This is a genomic window from Pseudarthrobacter sp. NBSH8 (genome assembly GCF_014217545.1).
Lineage (GTDB): Bacteria > Actinomycetota > Actinomycetes > Actinomycetales > Micrococcaceae > Arthrobacter.
In genome coordinates this window covers 1,548,848-1,567,099 of sequence record NZ_CP043178.1, presented here as the reverse complement: position 1 = coordinate 1,567,099, position 18,252 = coordinate 1,548,848, and the positions used below count along the sequence as shown (strand labels likewise).

Here is an 18,252-nt window from a genome sequence, read left to right as displayed (position 1 = left end):
TTACTCCTCGCCGGTCTGGGCCTGCCCTTCCACCAGCTCGCGGACAGCTTCAATAAAGGCGTCGCCGCGGTGAGCATAGGAAGAGAACTGATCCATGGAAGCAGCTGCCGGGGCCATCAGCACGGTGTCGCCTGATGCAGCCAGCTGCGCCGCTGACGCAACGGCCCGGGACATCACGGCCGCACCGGAATCCGGCGAGCTGCCCGTGGTGGCCCCGCCCGTTGCGGCAGTCTGCATATTTTCAGTGTCGCCCGCCGGCGTCGTAATCACTTGGACATCCGGCGCGTGTCGCTGCAAGGCGTCCGCCAGCGCGGCGGTATCCGTGCCGATGAGCACCACGGCCTTGAGCCGGGCCGCGTGGTCCCGGACCAGGTGGTCGTAGCTGACGCCCTTGGACAGGCCGCCCGCGATCCAGATGACGTTCTCAAAGGTGGCCAGTGAAGCTGCTGCTGCGTGTGGGTTGGTGGCCTTGGAATCGTTGACCCAGAGCACGCCGTCCTGCTTGGCGACCGGCTGGATGCGATGGTTGCCGGGCACATAGTCCTGGATTCCCTGGCGCACTGCCTTCGCATCCACACCGTAGGCCCGGACCAGGGCAGCCGCCGCAAGAGCGTTGGCCACCATGTGCCGGGGCGCAAACTGGCCCAGGTCGCTCATCGAGGCCAGCTCGGCTGCGCTGTCCTTGCGTTCCTCGATAAACGCACGGTCCACCAGCAGGCCCTCCACCACGCCGAGCATGCTGATGGCCGGGGTGAGCGTGGTGACCCCGACGGCACGGCAGCCGTCGACGACGTCGGCGTCTTCAACCATCCGTTCGGTCTCGATCTGCTCCGCGTTGAAGATGCACGCCTTCTGGGTCCGCGCGTAGACCTTTGCTTTGTCCGCGAGGTAGGAACTGTAGGATCCATGCCAGTCAACGTGGTCCTCGGCAACATTCAGGCAGACGCTGGCCACCGGCGACAGCGATTCAGCCCAGTGCAGCTGGAAACTGGAAAGTTCAACGGCGAAGGCGTCGTACTCCACGGGGTCGCGGAGGGCGTCCAGGATGGGGGTGCCCACGTTGCCCACCGCGATGGCTTTAAGTCCGGCAGCCTGCAGCATCGACGCGGTCAGGCCCACCGTGGTGGTTTTGCCGTTGGTGCCGGTGATGGCCAGCCAATCAGCGGTTTTGTGCCCGGCCCGGACGCGCAGGCGCCAGGCAAGCTCGACGTCGCCCCAGACCGGAATGTGCGCACGTGCAGCGGCTGCCAGGAGCGCCTGGTCGGGACGCCAGCCCGGGGAGGTCACGATGAGTTCGGGGAAGCCGCCATCGATTTTAGGGATCCGGTTTACAGCCTCCTCGCCCAGGAGCACGTCCACGGCACCGACGATCTTCAGGGTGTCGGCCTGTGCCTTGGCTGTATCGCTGGTGGCGGCATCAACCACCACCACCCGGGCCCCGAGTTCGATGAGGGTATCTGCAGCGGCGAACCCGGACACTCCGATGCCGGTCACTGCAACGCGCAGCCCTGCCCAATCCGAATCCCAACTGACCAGGTTTTGCAGGCGGGGAGAAACAGTCACAGGAGCACAACCCATTCAGCGTAGAAGACACCCAGGCCCACGGCCACGAAGAGCCCGCCCAGGATCCAGAACCGGACCACCACCGTGACTTCTGCCCAGCCCTTGAGCTCGAAGTGGTGCTGCAGCGGCGCCATCTTGAAGACGCGTTTCCCGCCGGTGGCTTTGAAGTAGCCCACCTGGATGATCACGGACAGCGTGATCAGGACGAACAGGCCGCCGATGATTCCCAGCAACAGTTCCGTGCGCGAGAGGATGGCAAAGCCTGCGATCGCGCCGCCGATGGCCAATGACCCGGTGTCGCCCATAAAGATCTTCGCCGGGGACGTGTTCCACCAGAGGAACCCCACCAAGGCTGCGCTCAGGATAGCGGCCAGGAGCGCCAGGTCCAGGGGGTCCCGGACGGAGTAGCAGCCGCTGCCGGTCTCGCGCGGTGACCCGCAGCCCTGGTTGTTCTGCCAGATGCCCATCAGCGTGTAGGCACCGAACACCATGACCGACGCACCGGCCGCTAGCCCGTCCAGTCCGTCAGTGAGGTTCACGCCGTTGGTCGCGGCGGTGACGATCAGGTTGGACCACAACACAAAGAGGATCGCGCCGACCACCGTGCCGGCGAAAGCCAGATCCAGCCAGGGAATGTCACGGACCAGGGAAATTTTGGTCGAGGCCGGCGTCAGGCCGTCCGCATCGGGAAAGTTCAGCGCCAGGATAGCGAAGACTATTCCCACGGCAGCCTGGAGGATGAGCTTGGCCTTCGCATCGAGGCCAAGGCTCCGCTGCCGCGAGATCTTGATGAAATCGTCCAGGAAGCCCACCAGCCCCATGCCGACCATCAGGAACAACAGGATCAGGGCCGAGGCGGAGGGGCCTGCCGAATCCGGGTTCATCATCCACATAATCAGGTGGGTCAGGCCATAGCTGAGCAGGACCGCGCCCACCACCACGGTGCCGCCCATGGTGGGAGTACCGCGTTTAGTGTGGTGGGAGGTGGGTCCGTCATCACGAATGAATTGGCCGTAGCTCTTGCGGACAAGCAAGCGGATAAACAGCGGCGTTCCCACCAAGGCAAACAGCAGGGCAAGTCCTGCGCCGATCAAGAGTGCAATCACAGCAGTTCGCTCCCTTCATCGGTGGGTTCGGTGGATTGTGGGGGTAATGCTATCCGATCGCCCAGGTGCCGCAGTCCAACGCTGTTGGACGACTTGAAAAGCACCAGGTCACCGGGTTGAAGCTCGGCGTTCAGAAGCGCGTATGCGTCCTCGGCGGTTTCGGCAAATACACATTCGTCGCCCCAGGAACCCTCCTGGACGGCGGAAACGTAAAGTGCGCGGGCTTCGCGGCCGACGACGACCAGCCGGGAAATGTTCAGGCGGACCACCTGGGTGCCCACAACAGTGTGTTCACGGATTGAATCAGGTCCCAGTTCCAGCATGGCGCCCAGGACCGCCCAGGTGCGGCGCCCGCGGCCCAGGTCGGCCAGGGTGCGCAGGGCCGCCCGCATGGACTCCGGGTTCGCATTGTAGGCGTCGTTGATGACGGTCACTCCGTCAGCACGTTCCGTGCGTTCCATCCGCCAACGGCTTGCTGCTGACTGTGTGCTCAGCGATGCGGCGATGTCCTTGCCGGAAACTCCGGCCGCGTGCGCGGCAGCTGCTGCGGCGAGGAGGTTGCCTGTGTGGTGGGCGCCGATGAGGCGGCTGCTGACGTGCACGCCTGTTTCACCGCCGGGCAGGACGAGCTCGAATTCCGGGTTGCCCTGGGCGTTAGTGTCCGGATTCAGGGCCCGAACGGTCGCGTCAGGGCGCCCTTCGGCCGAGAAGCCCAGCACGCTGGCGCCGGTGCGGCTGCGCATGGCGGCGACGCGGTCGTCGTCGAGGTTGATGACGGCAGTGCCGCCGGCCGTGAGGGCCTCCACCAGCTCGCCCTTGGCCCGGGCAATGTTGTCCACGCCGCCGAACTCTCCGGCGTGGGCAGTGCCGACGCCCAGGACGACGCCGATGTCAGGCTTCACCATGTTGGCCAGGTAGCGGATGTGCCCGATGCCCGTGGCGCCCATCTCGATCACCAGATACCGCGTTTGGGTGTCGGCCCGGAAGACCGTCAGGGGCACGCCCACCTCGCCGTTGTAGGACCCTTGCGGGGCAACGGTGGCGCCCTGCTCGGTGAGGATGCCGGCGAGGAGGTCCTTAGTAGTGGTTTTCCCGGCGGAACCGGTGATCCCGATGACGGTCAGGGCCTCACCTGCAGCAGACCGGGCCAGCCGGATCCGACGTACCGCTTCGGATGCCAGTGCGCCCATGGCCAGCACGACATCATCGACCAGGACAGCCGGATAGTTAACGCCATCCGGCCCCGTCACGGGGCGCTCAGCCAGAACCAGCACCGCGCCGCGGCTGACGGCCGCGGCAACGAAGTCGTGGCCGTCGGCGTGCTCGCCGGGTTTCGCCACGTACAAGGACCCGGGGGCAGCCTCCCGCGAATCAGTGACCACTGACAGGGGTGCAATCCCCGGATCGGCGTCCAGGCGGCCGTGTGTGATATCGGCGATTTCCGCCGCAGTAAGTGCAATCATCTCGGTCTAGGACTCTATCCGGTCGTCTCGAAGAACGGTGAATCCCCTGGCTGTCAAGGCGTTCCGCAGTTCCACCCGGTCGTCGAGCGCCAGGTTGACGCCCTTGACTTCCTGCCAGACCTCATGCCCCCGGCCTGCCACCAGGATGGTGTCGCTCGGACCTGCCAGTTCAACGGCCCGTCGGATGGCGGCGGCGCGGGGATAAACCTCTTCGATGACACACTCTGGTGATTCCTGTTCGCGGGCTGACCGTGCGCCCGCCAGCACATCTGCCCTGATGGCCGCAGGGTCCTCGTCGTGGGGGTCGTCATCCGTGACGATGACGATATCGGCCATCTTCGCGGCGACGGCCCCCATGGCGGGTCGCTTGCCCTGGTCGCGCTGTCCTGTGGCTCCGAAAACCACGATCACCCGGGAGCCCGGAAGCGGTGACCTGACTGCTTCCAGTGCGCGTGCCAGGGCATCCGTGTTGTGGGCGAAATCCACCACAGCCGCCGGTTCCTCGGAGACGAGCTGCATGCGTCCCGGAACGGCCACGGTGAAGGGGTCGTGGTGGTCCAGGCCGGCCTGCACGGTAGCGGCGTCCATTCCGCTGGCGATGACCATTACCGTGGCCAGCGCGGCGTTGGCGACGTTGAAAGCGCCAGGCAGGCCGGTGTGTACGTTCAGGGTGACGCCGTCGGGTCCCTCGAGGCTGAAGTCGGTACCCAGCCCCCGCGCGGCCGTGGCGGTGACCGTCCAGTCGGTGGGAGCTGCGCCGGGTGCCATCGAGAGTGTGGTGACCGGGATCGGTGCCGTGGCGGCAAGCCTGCGGCCCCATTCGTCGTCGACCGTCACCACAGCCCGGCGGGCACGGCCCGGTGTGAACAGTTCCGCCTTGGTGGCGAAGTAGTCCTCCATGGTGCCGTGCAGGTCCAGATGGTCCTGCGTCAGGTTCGTGAAACCGGCAACGTCGAAGAGGACGCCGTCCACCCGCTGGAAGGATACGGCGTGGGAGGAGACTTCCATGGACGCGGCGTCCAGCCCCCGTTCCCGCATGAGGGCGAGCAAGCCGTGGAGATCCGGTGACTCGGGTGTGGTCAGGAGGCTGGGAACCGGCTCTCCGCCGGCCAGGATTTCGATGGTTCCGATCAGGCCGGTCTGCTGCCCGAGCGCACGGAGCAGGGCGTTAATGAAGTACGTGGTGGTGGTCTTGCCGTTGGTTCCCGTCACACCGTACAAGCGCGGCGTCCGCCCGGCTGTTGGTTGGCTCTGGTAGATCATGGCGGACAGCGGCCCCACCACGTTGCGCGGTCCGTCCACCACGAGGACGGGAACGGCAGTGTCCTCTGACAGCGCGAGAAGGCGGGCGCCGGCGTCGTCTGTCAGGACCGCCGCCGCTCCCCTGCCGACCGCCTGCGAAACGAAGTCAGCGCCATGGCGGGAGGCGCCGGGCAGCGCCACGTAGAGGTCTCCCGGTTCCACGGTTCGCGAGTTCAGTGAAATTCCCATGACACTGACGGCAGCGGAGGCACCCGGGACCTGCACACCGATCGCGTCTCCGATCGCGTCCAGGCGGACCGCAGCAACGGCCGTAGGCCTGAACCGCGCGGGGGCTGGTTCCCCTGCCGGCCCCGCGTTGCTGGCTGATGCGTTCTGGTCTGACAAGGGAATCTCCGATGGTGGTGCTAGTGGATCATGCCCGCGGGATACTGCTTCCGCTGCGGGCGTCGGGGGGGGAACTGCTGCCTGGCTTGATGCTACTTGGCGTACTGCGGCAACCTGGCCGGTTCACCCGTGGACGGCTGGACGTTGTAGGTGCGCAGGGTCTGGCTCATGACCGAACGGAACACCGGCCCCTGCGTGATGCCGTAGATGCTGCCCTTCGGACGTTGCAGTACCACCTCAACAATAAACCGCGGGTCGTCCATCGGTGCCATCCCCACGATGGAAGCGGTGTAGCCGCAGAACCCTGACTTCCCGTCGTCGCATGGAGATTCAGACGTTCCGGTCTTTGCCCCCACCCGGTACCCGTCGATCGCGGCGTCCTTGATCTGGCCTTCGGTCACCGCGCTTTCCAGGATGTCCTGGACCTGTTGCGCCGTCCCGTCAGACACCACCTGGCGGGAAGGCTGCGGGGCAACCGCCTCTTCTGTTCCGTCCGGTGAAACGTACGCATCAATCAGGCGCGGCTGGAGCATCACACCATTGTTGGCGATCGTCTGGAAAGCGCGGACCGTCTGCAGCGTCGACTGCGCCACGCCCTGGCCGAAAAGCACTGTGTACTCCTGGCGTCCGTCCCATTGGTCTGCCGGGGTAAGAATGCCGGACGCGGTGGCAGGCAGCCCGATGTCCGGCGCTTCGCCGATGCCGAATTTCTTCAGCCAGTCGTGCCTTTGGTCCTTGGTGAGCCGGGAGCCGGCCGCCACGGTGCCGGTGTTCATGGACCAACCCAGGATGCCGGCGAGCGTGCGCTCTTCTGTGCCATGGGTAAAGGAGTCCGTGAACGTCTGGCCGTCCACCGTGTACGACGGGCCGAGCGTGAAGGTGTCCAGCGGGCTGGATTTTCCTTCCTCAATCAGGGCGGCCGCGGTGATCATCTTCTGTACCGATCCGGGCTCGTACGCAGCAGTCACGGAGCGCACGCCGCGGTCCTTGGCGGCCACCCGGCCGGGATCGTTCGGGTCCGGCGCGTTGGTGTCGGCCATCGCGATCAGGTTGCCGGTCTTGGCGTCCATCACGATGATGACACCCCACTCGGCGCCGAGCTTATCCGACTGGCTCTGGATGGCTTGCTGGGCGAAATACTGGAGATCGGAATTGAGGGTGAGCTTCACGTCCTTGCCGTCCTCCGGGGGTGTCAGCTCATCCACGCCGACGGGAATCCGAAGACCGTCCGCGCCGATCTCGAAAAGCCGCTTGCCGTCCTTGCCCCGCAGCAGCCCATCCTGGGTCTGTTCGATCCCCGCCTGGCCGGTACTTCCGTCCTGGAGGAAGCCGATAATGCCCCCGGCCACGGAACCGTTGGGGTACACGCGTTTACTGACGCCCTCGGTGACGATGCCGGGAATACTAAGATCCGAGACCCTGAGCTCAACGTCTGGTTTCAGGTCCTTAGCGACGATGTGGTACTTCGATTCGCCCGTAACGGCGTTCCTGAGGTCTTCAGTGTCCATGCCCAGGACAGCCGCGAGTTCGCTGATGCCCTGCTCCCGGCTGACTTCAACCAGCTTGTCGGCGCCTTCCTCCAGGCGCCAGAACTTATCGGTCTTTGTGTTGGTGGTCTGGTCCACCACAATGTTGTAGCGGATCACGCTGTTCGCCAGGACTGTCCCGGCGGCGTCCAGGATGCTGCCGCGTTCGGCGGGGAGCGAAGTCGCGCGCATCCGGTAATCGAGCGCAGCGGCGGCCATCCCGCCGACGTCGAGCCCTTGGACGAAGAAGAGCTTGCCGCCCACCACTAACAGCAGCGTCAGCATAATGCCCAGGCCGAGGCGCAGCCGTTTTGTGGCGTTAGGGGCCTTACCGCTATTTGCCTTGCCGGTCCTCTGCGCCACCGTGATTCCCTTGCTGCTCGCCATTGTTGCCTGTTTAGTGCCCGACTGGCTGTCTTTCAGCGGCTACCGGTTAGAGCCCGGGCACCTTCTGTTCGGGTGCCGGCACCGAACCGCCGTGGAGCTCCACGGCAGGTGCCGGCGGAGCGGGTGCTTCAACCGGCGGGGCCGCCGCGGCAGGTGCCGGTTCCTCGGTAGCCGGTTTACGGTTCGCCAGCGGCTCCCCAGACGTTGCCGGGGGAACCACAATGAGCATTCCCTCGACGGCCGGGGCAGGGATGACAGCTCCAGCCGCGCCACCCTTCACAGCCGGAGTTGCCTTGCCCGTAACGGCAAGGGTGGAGAGATCGATCTGGCCTTTGACCGTCGAAGCGACCATTCCCAGGTCTGAGGCTTTAGCTGCCAGGTTCTGGGGAGCCTCGAAGTTTTGGACCTGCTGTGTCAGGTCCTGGTTCTGCTTGGTCAGCGTGCTCTGCTTACCCCTCAGTTCCACCAGCTGGTACTGGGAGGTGGAGACGGAGATGTTCAGGACCAGCACGGTGACGAGCGCAACAGCGAGCAGGGCAAAACACATGACGACAAACGGCGCCCGGCGCTTCTTGGGGGCGGAACGGACCACAGACAGAGGTGTGCGTTCCCTGCGGCCAGCGCCAGACGGAAGCGACCTGATCGCCGGGGCGCTGCTGCCGGAGACGACCGGAAAGTTCTTGACGGCGGCAGTGCTCATGCTTCTCTCCTGGCTCTGATACGTTCCACGGCCCGCAACCTGGCGGAGGCCGCGCGTGGATTTTCTGCAATCTCGACGGCGGTGGGTACCTCGGTGCCCTTGGTCAGGGTTTTGAGGAAGGCCTTGTGTTCCTCAAGTTCCACCGGAAATCCGAGCGGCGCGGAGGACTTGGAGCCGGCCTGGAAAAATGACTTGACGATCTTGTCTTCGAGGGAGTGGTAGGACATGACCACGATGCGTCCGCCCAGGGCCGTTGCTGCCACGGCTGCCGGAACGGCGCGCTCCAGCACGTCCAGCTCCTCATTGACTTCGATGCGCAGTGCCTGGAATGTCCGTTTGGCGGGGTGGCCGCCCGATTTGGCGGCTGCGGCCGGAACCACGGAGCGGATCTGTTCCACCAGTTCCCCCGTGGTGGCGAAAGGCTTGGCAGTCCTTGCCGCGACAATCCTGTTGGCGATCCGGCCAGCGAACTTCTCCTCGCCCCACTTCCGGATGATCCTGACGAGATCCTCTTCGCTGTAGTTGTTGACCACATCCGCTGCGGTCTGCCCGCGGCTGGTGTCCATCCGCATGTCCAGCGGAGCGTCGAAGGAGTAGGCGAAGCCACGCTCGCGCTCGTCCAGCTGCAGCGACGACACGCCCAGGTCCATGAGGATGCCGTGGACCTGCGCGACACCCAGGTCTTCGAGGACGTCGTCGATTTCGTCGTAGACGGCGTGGACCAGATCCGTCCGGGAAGCAAAGCGCCCCAGCCGCTCCCCTGCCAGCGCCAGGGCTTCCTCGTCACGGTCGATGCCGATCAGGTGCAGATCAGGGAAACGCTCCAGCATGGCTTCGGAGTGGCCGCCCATGCCGAGGGTCGCATCAATGGCGATGGGGGTTTCACCTCGGCGGCGGGCAGCTTCGAAGCCGGGGGCCAACAAATTAATGCACCGGTCCTTGAGGACCGGCACATGGCGTTCGGACGTTGGCTTCGGGTCATCGTTCATGCCTTCGTCCTTTCTTGCCGTGAGTGTTGGTGTGCAGCTTCTTGAGCCAGATCCCCATCCGCGCCTATCATCCTGCCGGCCTGGCTCCGGGGAAGTGAGGCCAGGTTGACTGTCTGATGGGCGGCTGGAGATCTCGTTCAAGAAGCGATTCCGCCGGGCCGTTCAGGGGATCACAGGATTCCCGGAATGGCGTCGTCGGTTTCGGAGAAGGCGGTTTCCTTCTCCGCGAGGTACTCGTTCCAGGCCTGGGCATCCCAGATCTCGGCCCGGGTTCCTGCACCGATGACGGCCAGTTCCCGGCCGAGGCCTGCGTACTCCCGGAGCGCGGCCGGAATGGTTATGCGCCCCTGCTTGTCAGGTACCTCGTCAGAGGCTCCAGAGAGAAAGACGCGGATGTAGTCCCGGGCCTGCTTGGAGGAAATGGGCGCCTCCCGCATTTGCTCGTGGACACGTGCAAATTCCTGCTCACTGAAGACGTAAATGCAACGTTCCTGTCCCCTGGTGAGAACAAGTCCGCTGGCAAGCTCCTCACGGAACTTCGCGGGGAGGATAATTCGGCCCTTTTCGTCCAGACGTGGCGAGTGTGTGCCCAGAAACACTGGCCCACCGCCCGTCTGCCGTCAGGAACTGCAATATCCCCTGTGTTGCAACTACCCTCTTATGTCCTCCACATTACTCCACTTTCCACCACAGTCAACGCGAATCAGGCCAATATTCCCCCCTTTCAGGCCACTGTCCCCCAAATGGCGTGCGAGCTGGAGGTGGATGGAAGTGGAGGGTCCGTGGCCGTATCGGCTGGAACCATAAGTGCCCGACGGCGGTGCCCTGCCGCCGCCAGGCTCAAAACGGGCCCAGCCGGCGCATCCGCGGGCGTCCGGCCGCCCATCCAGGCCGCAGCAGGGGTCGTTTTGAGCGCGCAAAAGGGCACCGGCTGCTACTTGCTGCGGTTAAACGCAGAAGACCCGCCGTGGCGGGTCTTCTGCTGCGGTCATCCTGACCGTGGGGAGCGAAATGGAGGGCAGGCCTGAACCTAAGGCCATGGCACCGGACTTACAGGCGCTGCCTTAGGATTCGTCGCGGCGGCGCTCGTCCCAGCGCTCTTCCAGGCTGGACATAAATGAACTCCTGGGCTTTCCGGACTTACCTGCACCAGGTGCGGAGCGCTGCTTGCCGCCGGCAGCGTTGCGCATTGTGGCGAAGTACACACCGCCACCCATAACTACGAAGCCCAGGACACCGACAAAGATGTTCTGGACTGTGACCCCGACCAGGAGCAGGGCGATGCCCGCAAGGGTGCAGAGCACACCAATCACGATGTGACGGGTGGACCACGTTCGGCCGGGATCCGAGCCCATGGAATTGGCGAATTTCGGATCGTCTTCGTGCAGCTGCTTCTCCAGCTGCTCCAGCAGCTTCTGTTCGTGCTCCGAAAGCGGCATCACGACCTCCTTAAGTAGGCCAACGTCCGGGCTGGTCCCATCCCGTACTACTGCTTCGATAACGACCGGCATGGCCGGGAGGTTCCCGCCCCGCCGACGATGGCGGAAAGCGAACACCGGCATGCGGGGCTTCGGAACTGCAGCATGTCCAAGAAGTCCGGCAATAACTGAGAACTATGTACATATAAGGATAGTTTGTCGGGGGCCGTTCTGAAAGACGGCCATCACCTCCCGGAACCAAACACGCAACGTGGCGGCGTCCGGCTAAGACCCGTTTCCGGAATCCAGCAGGCTGGCGGGGAGAATCGATTTGTTTCCGAACTTCCGGCTGACCTCGTCCAGTGCCTGTTCTGCTGCCCGCCAGTTGTCATCCCGGCGGTCAAAGCTCAGCTGAAGGGACGTGTGAGCAGCGTCTTCCAGCTGCTCGGCCCGGATGCCAACAAGCCGCACGGTCATGGGCCGGCTCCCCAACGATTCCAGGAGTTGGATGGCCACGGCATAAATCAGTTGGGCACTGTCTACAGGTGCGTGGACAGTGCGGCTCCTGGTGATGGTGGAAAAATCGGCATACCGGAGTTTCAACGCCACCGTCCGTGCCACCATCCCCGAACTCCGCAGCCGTCCTGCCGTCCTGTGGGAAAGCCGCAGCAGCTCCCGTGCGATCAGGGCGTTGTCGCCGGTATCCACGGCGAAGGTCTCTTCAGCGCCGATGCTCTTCTCAGGCCTCACGGGGGTTACGGGCCGCGGATCGATCCCCCACGACAGGCGGTAGACGTGTTCACCGGTGGCACCGAGCATTTTCTTCAGGGAGGACACCGGAGTGGCAGCCACGTCCGCCACCGTCCTGATGCCCATCCGGGCAAGGACGTCCGCGGTCTTGGCGCCGATGCCCCACAACGCCCCGACGGGCAGGCTGTGGAGGTAGGGCACTGTCTCGTCGGGTCCGATCTGCAACAGCCCGTCAGGTTTGCAACGCGTGGAAGCAATCTTGGCTACGAACTTACTGGCTGCTATGCCCACGGAGGCTGTAATGCCCAATTCGGCAGCCACCCGGCGCCGGATCAGTTCACCTATTTCGCGCGGGGGCCCCAACCGCCGGATGGCGCCACCGACGTCCAGAAAAGCTTCGTCGACGCTCAGCGGCTCCACCAGATCGGTGATGGACGCGAAGATTTCCATCAGCCGGGCGGAAACGTCGTGGTACAGCTTGTGGCGCGGTTCAATGATGACGGCCTTGGGGCACATCCTGGCTGCGACCACCATGGGCATGGCGGACTTCACTCCGAAGGCCCGGGCTTCATACGACGCCGAGAGTACTACCGAGCGGTCCGCAGGGAACCCGACGATCACCGGTTTGCCGCGGAGTTCTGGCCGGGTGCGAAGCTCCACTGCGACGAAGAATGCGTCCATGTCCACGTGCATGATGCAGTTACGCCGGAGCTCACGAAGACCCGCTTCGGTGTACTGGTTGTTCCGCTCAGGTCCCACACCGGCAATTGTATCGGCTGGTACTGACTAAACTGGAGGCTGAATCCGGCATCAACACCAGGAGGACAGTCCCCGTGACCGTCATGAAAAGTCTTAAGCCAACAGGATTAGCGGCACTGGCCGCGGGCGCCATTCTGGCTCTCGCTGCCTGCAGCCCCGCAGAGCCCGGAGCGGCATCATCCTCCTCAGTTACATCCTCACCAGCATCTGGCAGCGCCAGCATAACCGCGTCCGCGAGCCCGACGGCGTCGCCGGGAACGTCCGCCACTGTAGGGACAATTGTCGCGGGATTCCCGGAAACCCTGCTCCCACTGATGCCCGGGGCCACGGTGATTTCGAGCAGCTTTGATAAGACATCAACGCCCGCCACGGCGGCCCTCGTGGCCAGCATCAACGCCCCGACCGCCACCGTCGTGGATTTCTACACAAAGCACCTGGAAGCGCAGGGATTCAAAGCCGTCCCCGGCGACGCTGTGGGCGCTGTCGCTTCCAAAGACTTCGTCCGGAACGACTCCGAGACGGTCAACATCGCCGCCGTCGAAGCGGCCGGCCTTTCTACTTTCACCATCGGCGCAAACGTGGCTGCTGAGTTTGCCAAGTGAGTGTTTCGGAGCAGTTAAGGATTGAGCAGACTGCATTCGTCGCCGCCGTTGCCGGTGAGCTGACAGACTTCCTCACCACCCGGCAAACGCTCATGACTGCCATTTCACCCGATATCGATCCCATCATGGGTTCCATTTCCAACCTGGTGACGGGCGGCAAGAGGCTCCGCGCCCTGATGTGTTACTGGGGGTGGCGCGGCGCGGGCGGCGATCCGGCGGCCGAGGAAATCGTGACGGCGGGATCGGCCCTGGAACTTTTCCAGGCAGCTGCCCTGATCCATGACGACATCATTGACCGCTCGGACACGCGGCGTGGCGGGCCCAGCGTGCATCGCCGCTTCAGCCAGCTGCACCACGCGCAAGGCTGGGCCCTGGACAGCGAGCGGTTTGGGCAGGCAGCCGCGATCCTCACCGGGGATCTATGCCTCTCCTTCAGCGAGGAGGCCTTCACGGACATCGGCGAACAGGCGGCTGCAGGCAGCAGGGCGCGTCTGATCTTCAACCTCATGCGTGCCGAGGTTATGGCGGGTCAGTATCTTGACATCCTGGAGGAAGTGGCAGGTCCTGTCCGGGACCGGGCCGGAGCGGTGACGAGGGCACGGTCCATCATCAGGTTCAAGTCCGCCAAATACTCCACGGAGCACCCGCTGGCGCTTGGCGGCGCCTTGGCGGGCGCTCCGGACGACTTGCTCCGGGGCTACTCGGCCTTCGCGCTGCCGCTGGGCGAAGCGTTCCAACTGCGCGACGACGTCCTGGGGGTCTTCGGGGACCCTGTCACTACGGGCAAGCCGGCAGGCGACGATCTCCGCGAAGGTAAGCGGACAGTGCTCATTGCCCTCGCGCTGGGCCAGGCATCAACGTCAGAATCGGAATTTATCGACGCGAAGCTGGGCAGCCCTGACCTCGGCGACGCTGACGTGTCAGAGATCCGGCGGATCATCGAAGAGTCGGGGGCGCTTCAGGCGACGGAAGTGCTGATCAACGAATTCGGCGCCGCGGCGTATAACGCGCTGGAACAGCTGCCGCTGGACGAACTGCCCAAGACCGCACTGCGGAAGCTGGCGGAAGCCACGGTCAGCCGCGCGTCCTGACATCGGTCCTGGTCTTTGCAGCAGCTGCGGGCCCGGCGTCGACCGGGCCCGTTGTGTTGTTTACCAGGCCAGAGTCTGAGCCCGGCGCCTGATTTCCGTCTTGCGGCCTTCCCGCAAGGCATCAATTGGCCGTCCCCGGAGCGACTCGTCGGGGGTGAACAGCCAGACGATCAGGTCCTCGTCGGAATAGCCGGCGTCCGCCAGGACCACAATGGTCCCCTTGAGGCTGTCAACAACCTGGCCGTCCAGGATAAACGCGGCTGGAACTGACCGTATTCGCCGTTCCCCGACCCGCAGGGCCGCCAAGGCGCGTTCATCAATAAGGCCATGGACTCTCGTAATAGAAACGTCCAACATCTGCGCGACATCCGGCAGGGGCAGCCACTCGCCCACAAGGCTTTCTACGTTACTCACGGATCAAGGTTGCCACGGCCGGACCCCTGCCGCCTAGTCGGCCTTGGCTGCCATTGCCGCGAATTATGCAACACTCCACAAAACTCTTTATCCCAGTTGCGTCGGAATTCTTGTGCTAAGGGACATTTCATGAGAGATTCACATAGATCACATTTGTAACACTAATAACTTGAGTAACATTAGTATCAATAGTCACATAGCATCTCCCGCCCACGGCAGTTGAAGAAGAGGAATCTTTCCATGACGACGTCCCGCTCGCCAAAACAGCCCCCGAGGCAGAGCCTGCCCATGATTGCTGTCACCACGGCGGCCCTCCCTGCGGTTGTCTTGTCGTCGTTGGCCCTCGCCCAGCCTGCTGCGGCAGAGGCACCTGCACGCGCAATCCCGGCAACCCTTGCCGCCGCGATGAAAGCCCAAGCGGCCGAAACGAAAGTTGGCCTGATCCCGGCGGCTTCCGTCTCCACTACTATTCCGGCTGCCTTCCAGCCCATGCAGCCGGCGGCGCCCGCGGAATACACCATCGCCCGCGGCGACACCATCAGCGGAATTGCCGGCAAGTTCGGGCTGGACACGTACGAAGTCCTCAAGCTCAACAACCTCCAGACGAACACCATTATTTACCCCGGCCAGAAGATCAAGCTGTCCGGCTCGGGTTCCCCCGCTGCGCCTGCTCCGGCCCCGGCGGCCCCCACCGCGGCCGCTCCGGCCAATGCCGGAGGCAGCTACACGGTAAAAGCCGGCGATACACTCGGCGCCATCGCGGCCCGGCACAACGTCAGCTTGTCCGATGTTTTCAGCTGGAACGGCCTGAACATGCGCTCCATCATCTACCCGGGCCAGAAGATCAACGTGGGCGCGGGTGCTGCTGCAGCACCGGCTGCAGCAGTCCAGCCTACTTCCGCTCCCGTCGCACCAGCTCCCGCACCAGCTCCCGGCGGTTCATACACGATCAAGGCCGGGGACACCCTGTCAGCGATCGCCTCCCGGCACGGCGTCAAGCTCTCGGACATCCTGGCGGCCAACCAGCTGAGCATGAGTACTGTCATCTACCCCGGCAACAAGCTGGTCATTCCGGGCGCCTCCATCCAGCCCGCTTCCTCCACCCCGGCTGCCCCCGCGGCCCCCGCCGCTCCACTGGTAGCGAGCTCCTTCCTGGGCTTCACCTACCCCGCGGCCGTTGTGAGCTCCGCCAACGAAAACAAGGCCTTGCTGAACGCCTCTCCCGTACCGTCCCGGGCTGAGATGCGCGCAATTGTGGCCGACACGGCCCGCCAGTTGGGGGTAGACCCCACCCTGGCTCTGGCCTTCGCGCAACAGGAGTCCGGCTTTGACCAGCGAGCGGTGTCACCGGCCAACGCGATCGGCACCATGCAGGTCATCCCCTCCTCCGGGCAGTGGGCGTCAGACCTCGTAGGGCGGAAGCTCAACCTGCTGGACCCCTACGACAACGCAACGGCCGGCGTGGCGATCATCAAGCGCCTCATCGCCACCAGCAAGGACGAGGACACAGCCATAGCGGGGTACTACCAGGGCCAGTACTCGGTCAGCAAATACGGTATGTACGACGACACCAAGGCCTACGTAGCTGCGATCAAGGCGCACCAAAAGAACTTCGGCTAAACCACCGCATAACAGCTCCCCCGCGGGCTTGCTGAAGCCAGCCCGGGGATAACGATAAGGGTCCGGACCGCACGTCGGTTCGGACCCTTTTCCATGCGGGATTAGTATCGTAGGGTGCAGGAACAAGTGTCAGACCTTCTCGTTGGAACGCTGGTGGACAACCGCTACGCCGTCCGCTCTAAACTTGCGCGCGGCGGCATGTCGACGGTATATCTGGCAACGGACCTCCGGCTGGAACGCGATGTTGCCCTGAAGGTCCTCCATCCCCACCTCGCCACCGACGAGACGTTCCTGGACCGGCTGGGCCGCGAGGCGAAGGCCGCCGCGAAGCTGTCCCACGCCCACGTTGTGGGAGTCCTGGACCAGGGCAACGACGGCCAGACGGCCTATCTGGTAATGGAACACATCAAGGGCCACACCCTCCGGGACGTCATCAGATCCAGAGGTGCACTGCCTCCCCGGCTGGCCCTCGCCCTGATTGATCCGGTAGTGCAAGGCCTCGGCGCGGCCCACGCTGCGGGGCTGATCCACCGGGATGTGAAACCGGAGAACGTCCTGATCGCGGACGACGGCCGGATCAAGATCGGCGACTTCGGGCTGGCCCGTGCGGTGACGACGTCCACGAGCACCGGGACACTCATCGGTACCGTGGGTTACCTCTCGCCCGAGCTTGTGCTCGGAAAACAGGCTGATACCCGGAGCGATATCTACTCCGTGGGCATCATGCTCTTTGAGATGTTGACCGGCCAGCAGCCGTACGACGGCGAGGTCCCCATCCAGGTTGCGTACAAGCACGTGAATGAAACAGTCAGTCCGCCCTCGGCCTTGGTGCCCGGCCTCGCCGCCGAAGTGGATGAACTCGTCCAGTGGTGCACCGCAAACGATCCCGAGAACCGCCCCGTCGACGGCAACGCCCTGCTGCAGGAACTGCGCCACATCAGGACCAATCTCACGGACGCCGAACTGGACCTCATGCCACCGGCAGCAGCCCCCGCAGGACAGCAGAACCACACCGAGGTCATCGCCCGCACCAACAATCCCACAGCCGTAATGTCGTCCTTCTCCCGGCCCCAGCCACAGCACTCACCGCAGGGTCCGCAAGCCCTGTATCCGGCCGACGCCAACTTCCGGCCAGGCGAACAGTACCGGCCGGAAGCGCATTACAGGCTTGAAGCTCAAGACGCCGTCCCGGCAGCGATTCCCATCAGCAAACGCGCCCGGCGCAGGCTCGACAGGGAGGACGAGAAGGCAAGGGCGCGGGCTGCGGCCACCCCGGTCCGGAGCCTGCGGGAGGGCAACCCGCGGCGCCGCGGCGTCCTCTGGGTGGTGGTCCTGGTCATCATCGCATTGCTTGCCACAGGAGCCGGCTGGTTCTTCGGCATGGGTCCCGGGTCCCCGGGCACCATTCCGGTGGTCGCCAACAAGTCGGTGGCCCAGGCGCAGCAACTGCTGAGCGAGGCGGGGTTCCAGTCACGGACCAACGATGTCTTTGACGACGACGTTCCCTCCGGCCTCGTGGTGGGCTCCGACCCGACTGCCGGAACGGAGACTCGGAAGTATCAGCCGGTGTCCTTGTTTGTTTCCCAGGGCCCGCAACTCTATGAACTCCCGAAACTGACCGGCGGAACGCTTGACGACGCGAAAAATGCACTGAACCAGGCTGAAATGGCGCTCGGCACCGTCACTGAACAATTTGACGGCGCCGTTGCCGCCGGCGTCGTGCTCTCCCAGGAACCGGCTGCCGCGGCCCCCGCGCGCCACGGCACCCCGGTCAATCTTCTGGTCTCCAAGGGGCCGCAGCCGATCCCGGTCCCGTCAGTGGTGGGACTGGCGAAGAACGCCGCCGTCGACGCCATCGAAGCTGCCGGCCTCAAGGCCGATGTCGCGAAGGACGAAGTCAACGATCCCAAGGTGCCCAAGGGCTCAGTTGCCGCACAGTCGCCCGCGACCGGCACCCTGACCAAGGGCGGCGCAGTGACGCTGACCATTTCCGACGGACCCAAACTCGTTGAAGTCCCCAGCTTCATCGGCAAACAAGCCAAAGAAGCCGAAGCAGCGCTGCGTGCGCTGGGCTTCGAGGTACGGGTAAACAATATCCTCGGCGGCTTCTTCGGCACGGTTCGTGATCAGGACCCGGTGAAGAAGAAGGTGCCTGAAGGCTCCGTTGTTACCCTCACCGTGGTGTAGCCGGCGGTCTGCCGGCCACACCACCGTGGA

15 protein-coding genes are annotated in these 18,252 nt (G+C 64.3%); 4 read left to right on the top strand and 11 right to left on the bottom strand.

The window, feature by feature from the left end; all coding sequences use genetic code 11:
* The 10 genes from murD to dinB all read right to left on the bottom strand — a co-directional run bounded on the left by murD (position 1) and on the right by dinB (position 12,242).
* Complete coding sequence (gene murD, locus FYJ92_RS07170; RefSeq protein ID WP_185263222.1) at positions 1-1,578, bottom strand: UDP-N-acetylmuramoyl-L-alanine--D-glutamate ligase; 1,578 nt, start codon at positions 1,576-1,578, stop codon at positions 1-3.
* Positions 1,560-2,669 (bottom strand): phospho-N-acetylmuramoyl-pentapeptide-transferase, encoded by a 1,110-nt coding sequence (gene mraY, locus FYJ92_RS07165; protein ID WP_185263221.1) that lies wholly within the window; start codon positions 2,667-2,669, stop codon positions 1,560-1,562. The genes murD and mraY overlap by 19 nt, the downstream gene beginning before the upstream one ends.
* Complete coding sequence (gene murF / locus FYJ92_RS07160; protein ID WP_185263220.1) at positions 2,666-4,132, bottom strand: UDP-N-acetylmuramoyl-tripeptide--D-alanyl-D-alanine ligase; 1,467 nt, start codon at positions 4,130-4,132, stop codon at positions 2,666-2,668. The genes mraY and murF overlap by 4 nt, the downstream gene beginning before the upstream one ends.
* Positions 4,133-4,138: 6 nt before the next feature.
* Positions 4,139-5,779 carry a UDP-N-acetylmuramoyl-L-alanyl-D-glutamate--2,6-diaminopimelate ligase gene (locus FYJ92_RS07155; RefSeq protein WP_185263219.1) on the bottom strand — a complete coding sequence of 547 codons (1,641 nt, stop codon included), beginning with the start codon at positions 5,777-5,779 and terminating at the stop codon, positions 4,139-4,141.
* A gap of 92 nt (positions 5,780-5,871) precedes the next feature.
* Positions 5,872-7,692: a peptidoglycan D,D-transpeptidase FtsI family protein gene (locus tag FYJ92_RS07150; RefSeq protein WP_370526195.1), complete on the bottom strand. Its 1,821-nt coding sequence runs from the start codon at positions 7,690-7,692 to the stop codon at positions 5,872-5,874.
* Positions 7,693-7,738: 46 nt separating this feature from the next.
* Positions 7,739-8,392 carry a hypothetical protein gene (locus tag FYJ92_RS07145; RefSeq protein WP_185263218.1) on the bottom strand — a complete coding sequence of 218 codons (654 nt, stop codon included), beginning with the start codon at positions 8,390-8,392 and terminating at the stop codon, positions 7,739-7,741.
* A complete protein-coding gene (rsmH, locus tag FYJ92_RS07140; protein ID WP_185263217.1) occupies positions 8,389-9,381 on the bottom strand; it encodes a 16S rRNA (cytosine(1402)-N(4))-methyltransferase RsmH in 993 nt (330 codons plus the stop codon). The genes FYJ92_RS07145 and rsmH overlap by 4 nt, the downstream gene beginning before the upstream one ends.
* A 170-nt stretch (positions 9,382-9,551) precedes the next feature.
* Positions 9,552-9,980, bottom strand: coding sequence for a division/cell wall cluster transcriptional repressor MraZ (gene mraZ, locus FYJ92_RS07135; protein WP_058929387.1), 429 nt, complete (start codon positions 9,978-9,980; stop codon positions 9,552-9,554).
* A 465-nt stretch (positions 9,981-10,445) separates the two neighbouring features.
* Positions 10,446-10,820 carry a DUF3040 domain-containing protein gene (locus FYJ92_RS07130; protein ID WP_185263713.1) on the bottom strand — a complete coding sequence of 125 codons (375 nt, stop codon included), beginning with the start codon at positions 10,818-10,820 and terminating at the stop codon, positions 10,446-10,448.
* A 264-nt stretch (positions 10,821-11,084) separates the two neighbouring features.
* Entirely contained in the window at positions 11,085-12,242 is a 1,158-nt protein-coding gene (gene dinB / locus FYJ92_RS07125; RefSeq protein WP_185263712.1) for a DNA polymerase IV, read from the bottom strand.
* A 140-nt stretch (positions 12,243-12,382) separates the two neighbouring features.
* Here dinB and FYJ92_RS07120 point away from each other — a divergent pair, with 140 nt between their 5' ends.
* Positions 12,383-12,910: a hypothetical protein gene (locus FYJ92_RS07120; RefSeq protein ID WP_185263216.1), complete on the top strand. Its 528-nt coding sequence runs from the start codon at positions 12,383-12,385 to the stop codon at positions 12,908-12,910.
* On the top strand, positions 12,907-14,001 hold the full coding sequence (locus FYJ92_RS07115) for a polyprenyl synthetase family protein (RefSeq protein ID WP_185263215.1): 1,095 nt from the start codon (positions 12,907-12,909) through the stop codon (positions 13,999-14,001). The genes FYJ92_RS07120 and FYJ92_RS07115 overlap by 4 nt, the downstream gene beginning before the upstream one ends.
* 60 nt (positions 14,002-14,061) lie before the next feature.
* Here the strand turns inward: FYJ92_RS07115 and FYJ92_RS07110 are convergent, their stop codons facing one another.
* Complete coding sequence (locus FYJ92_RS07110; protein WP_185263214.1) at positions 14,062-14,415, bottom strand: Rv2175c family DNA-binding protein; 354 nt, start codon at positions 14,413-14,415, stop codon at positions 14,062-14,064.
* A gap of 240 nt (positions 14,416-14,655) precedes the next feature.
* Between FYJ92_RS07110 and FYJ92_RS07105 the strand changes: the two genes are divergently transcribed.
* Positions 14,656-16,035, top strand: a complete 1,380-nt coding sequence (locus FYJ92_RS07105; protein WP_185263213.1) for a lytic transglycosylase domain-containing protein — start codon at positions 14,656-14,658, stop codon at positions 16,033-16,035.
* A 114-nt stretch (positions 16,036-16,149) separates the two neighbouring features.
* Entirely contained in the window at positions 16,150-18,222 is a 2,073-nt protein-coding gene (gene pknB, locus FYJ92_RS07100; protein ID WP_185263212.1) for a Stk1 family PASTA domain-containing Ser/Thr kinase, read from the top strand.
* Positions 18,223-18,252 lie beyond the last annotated feature (30 nt).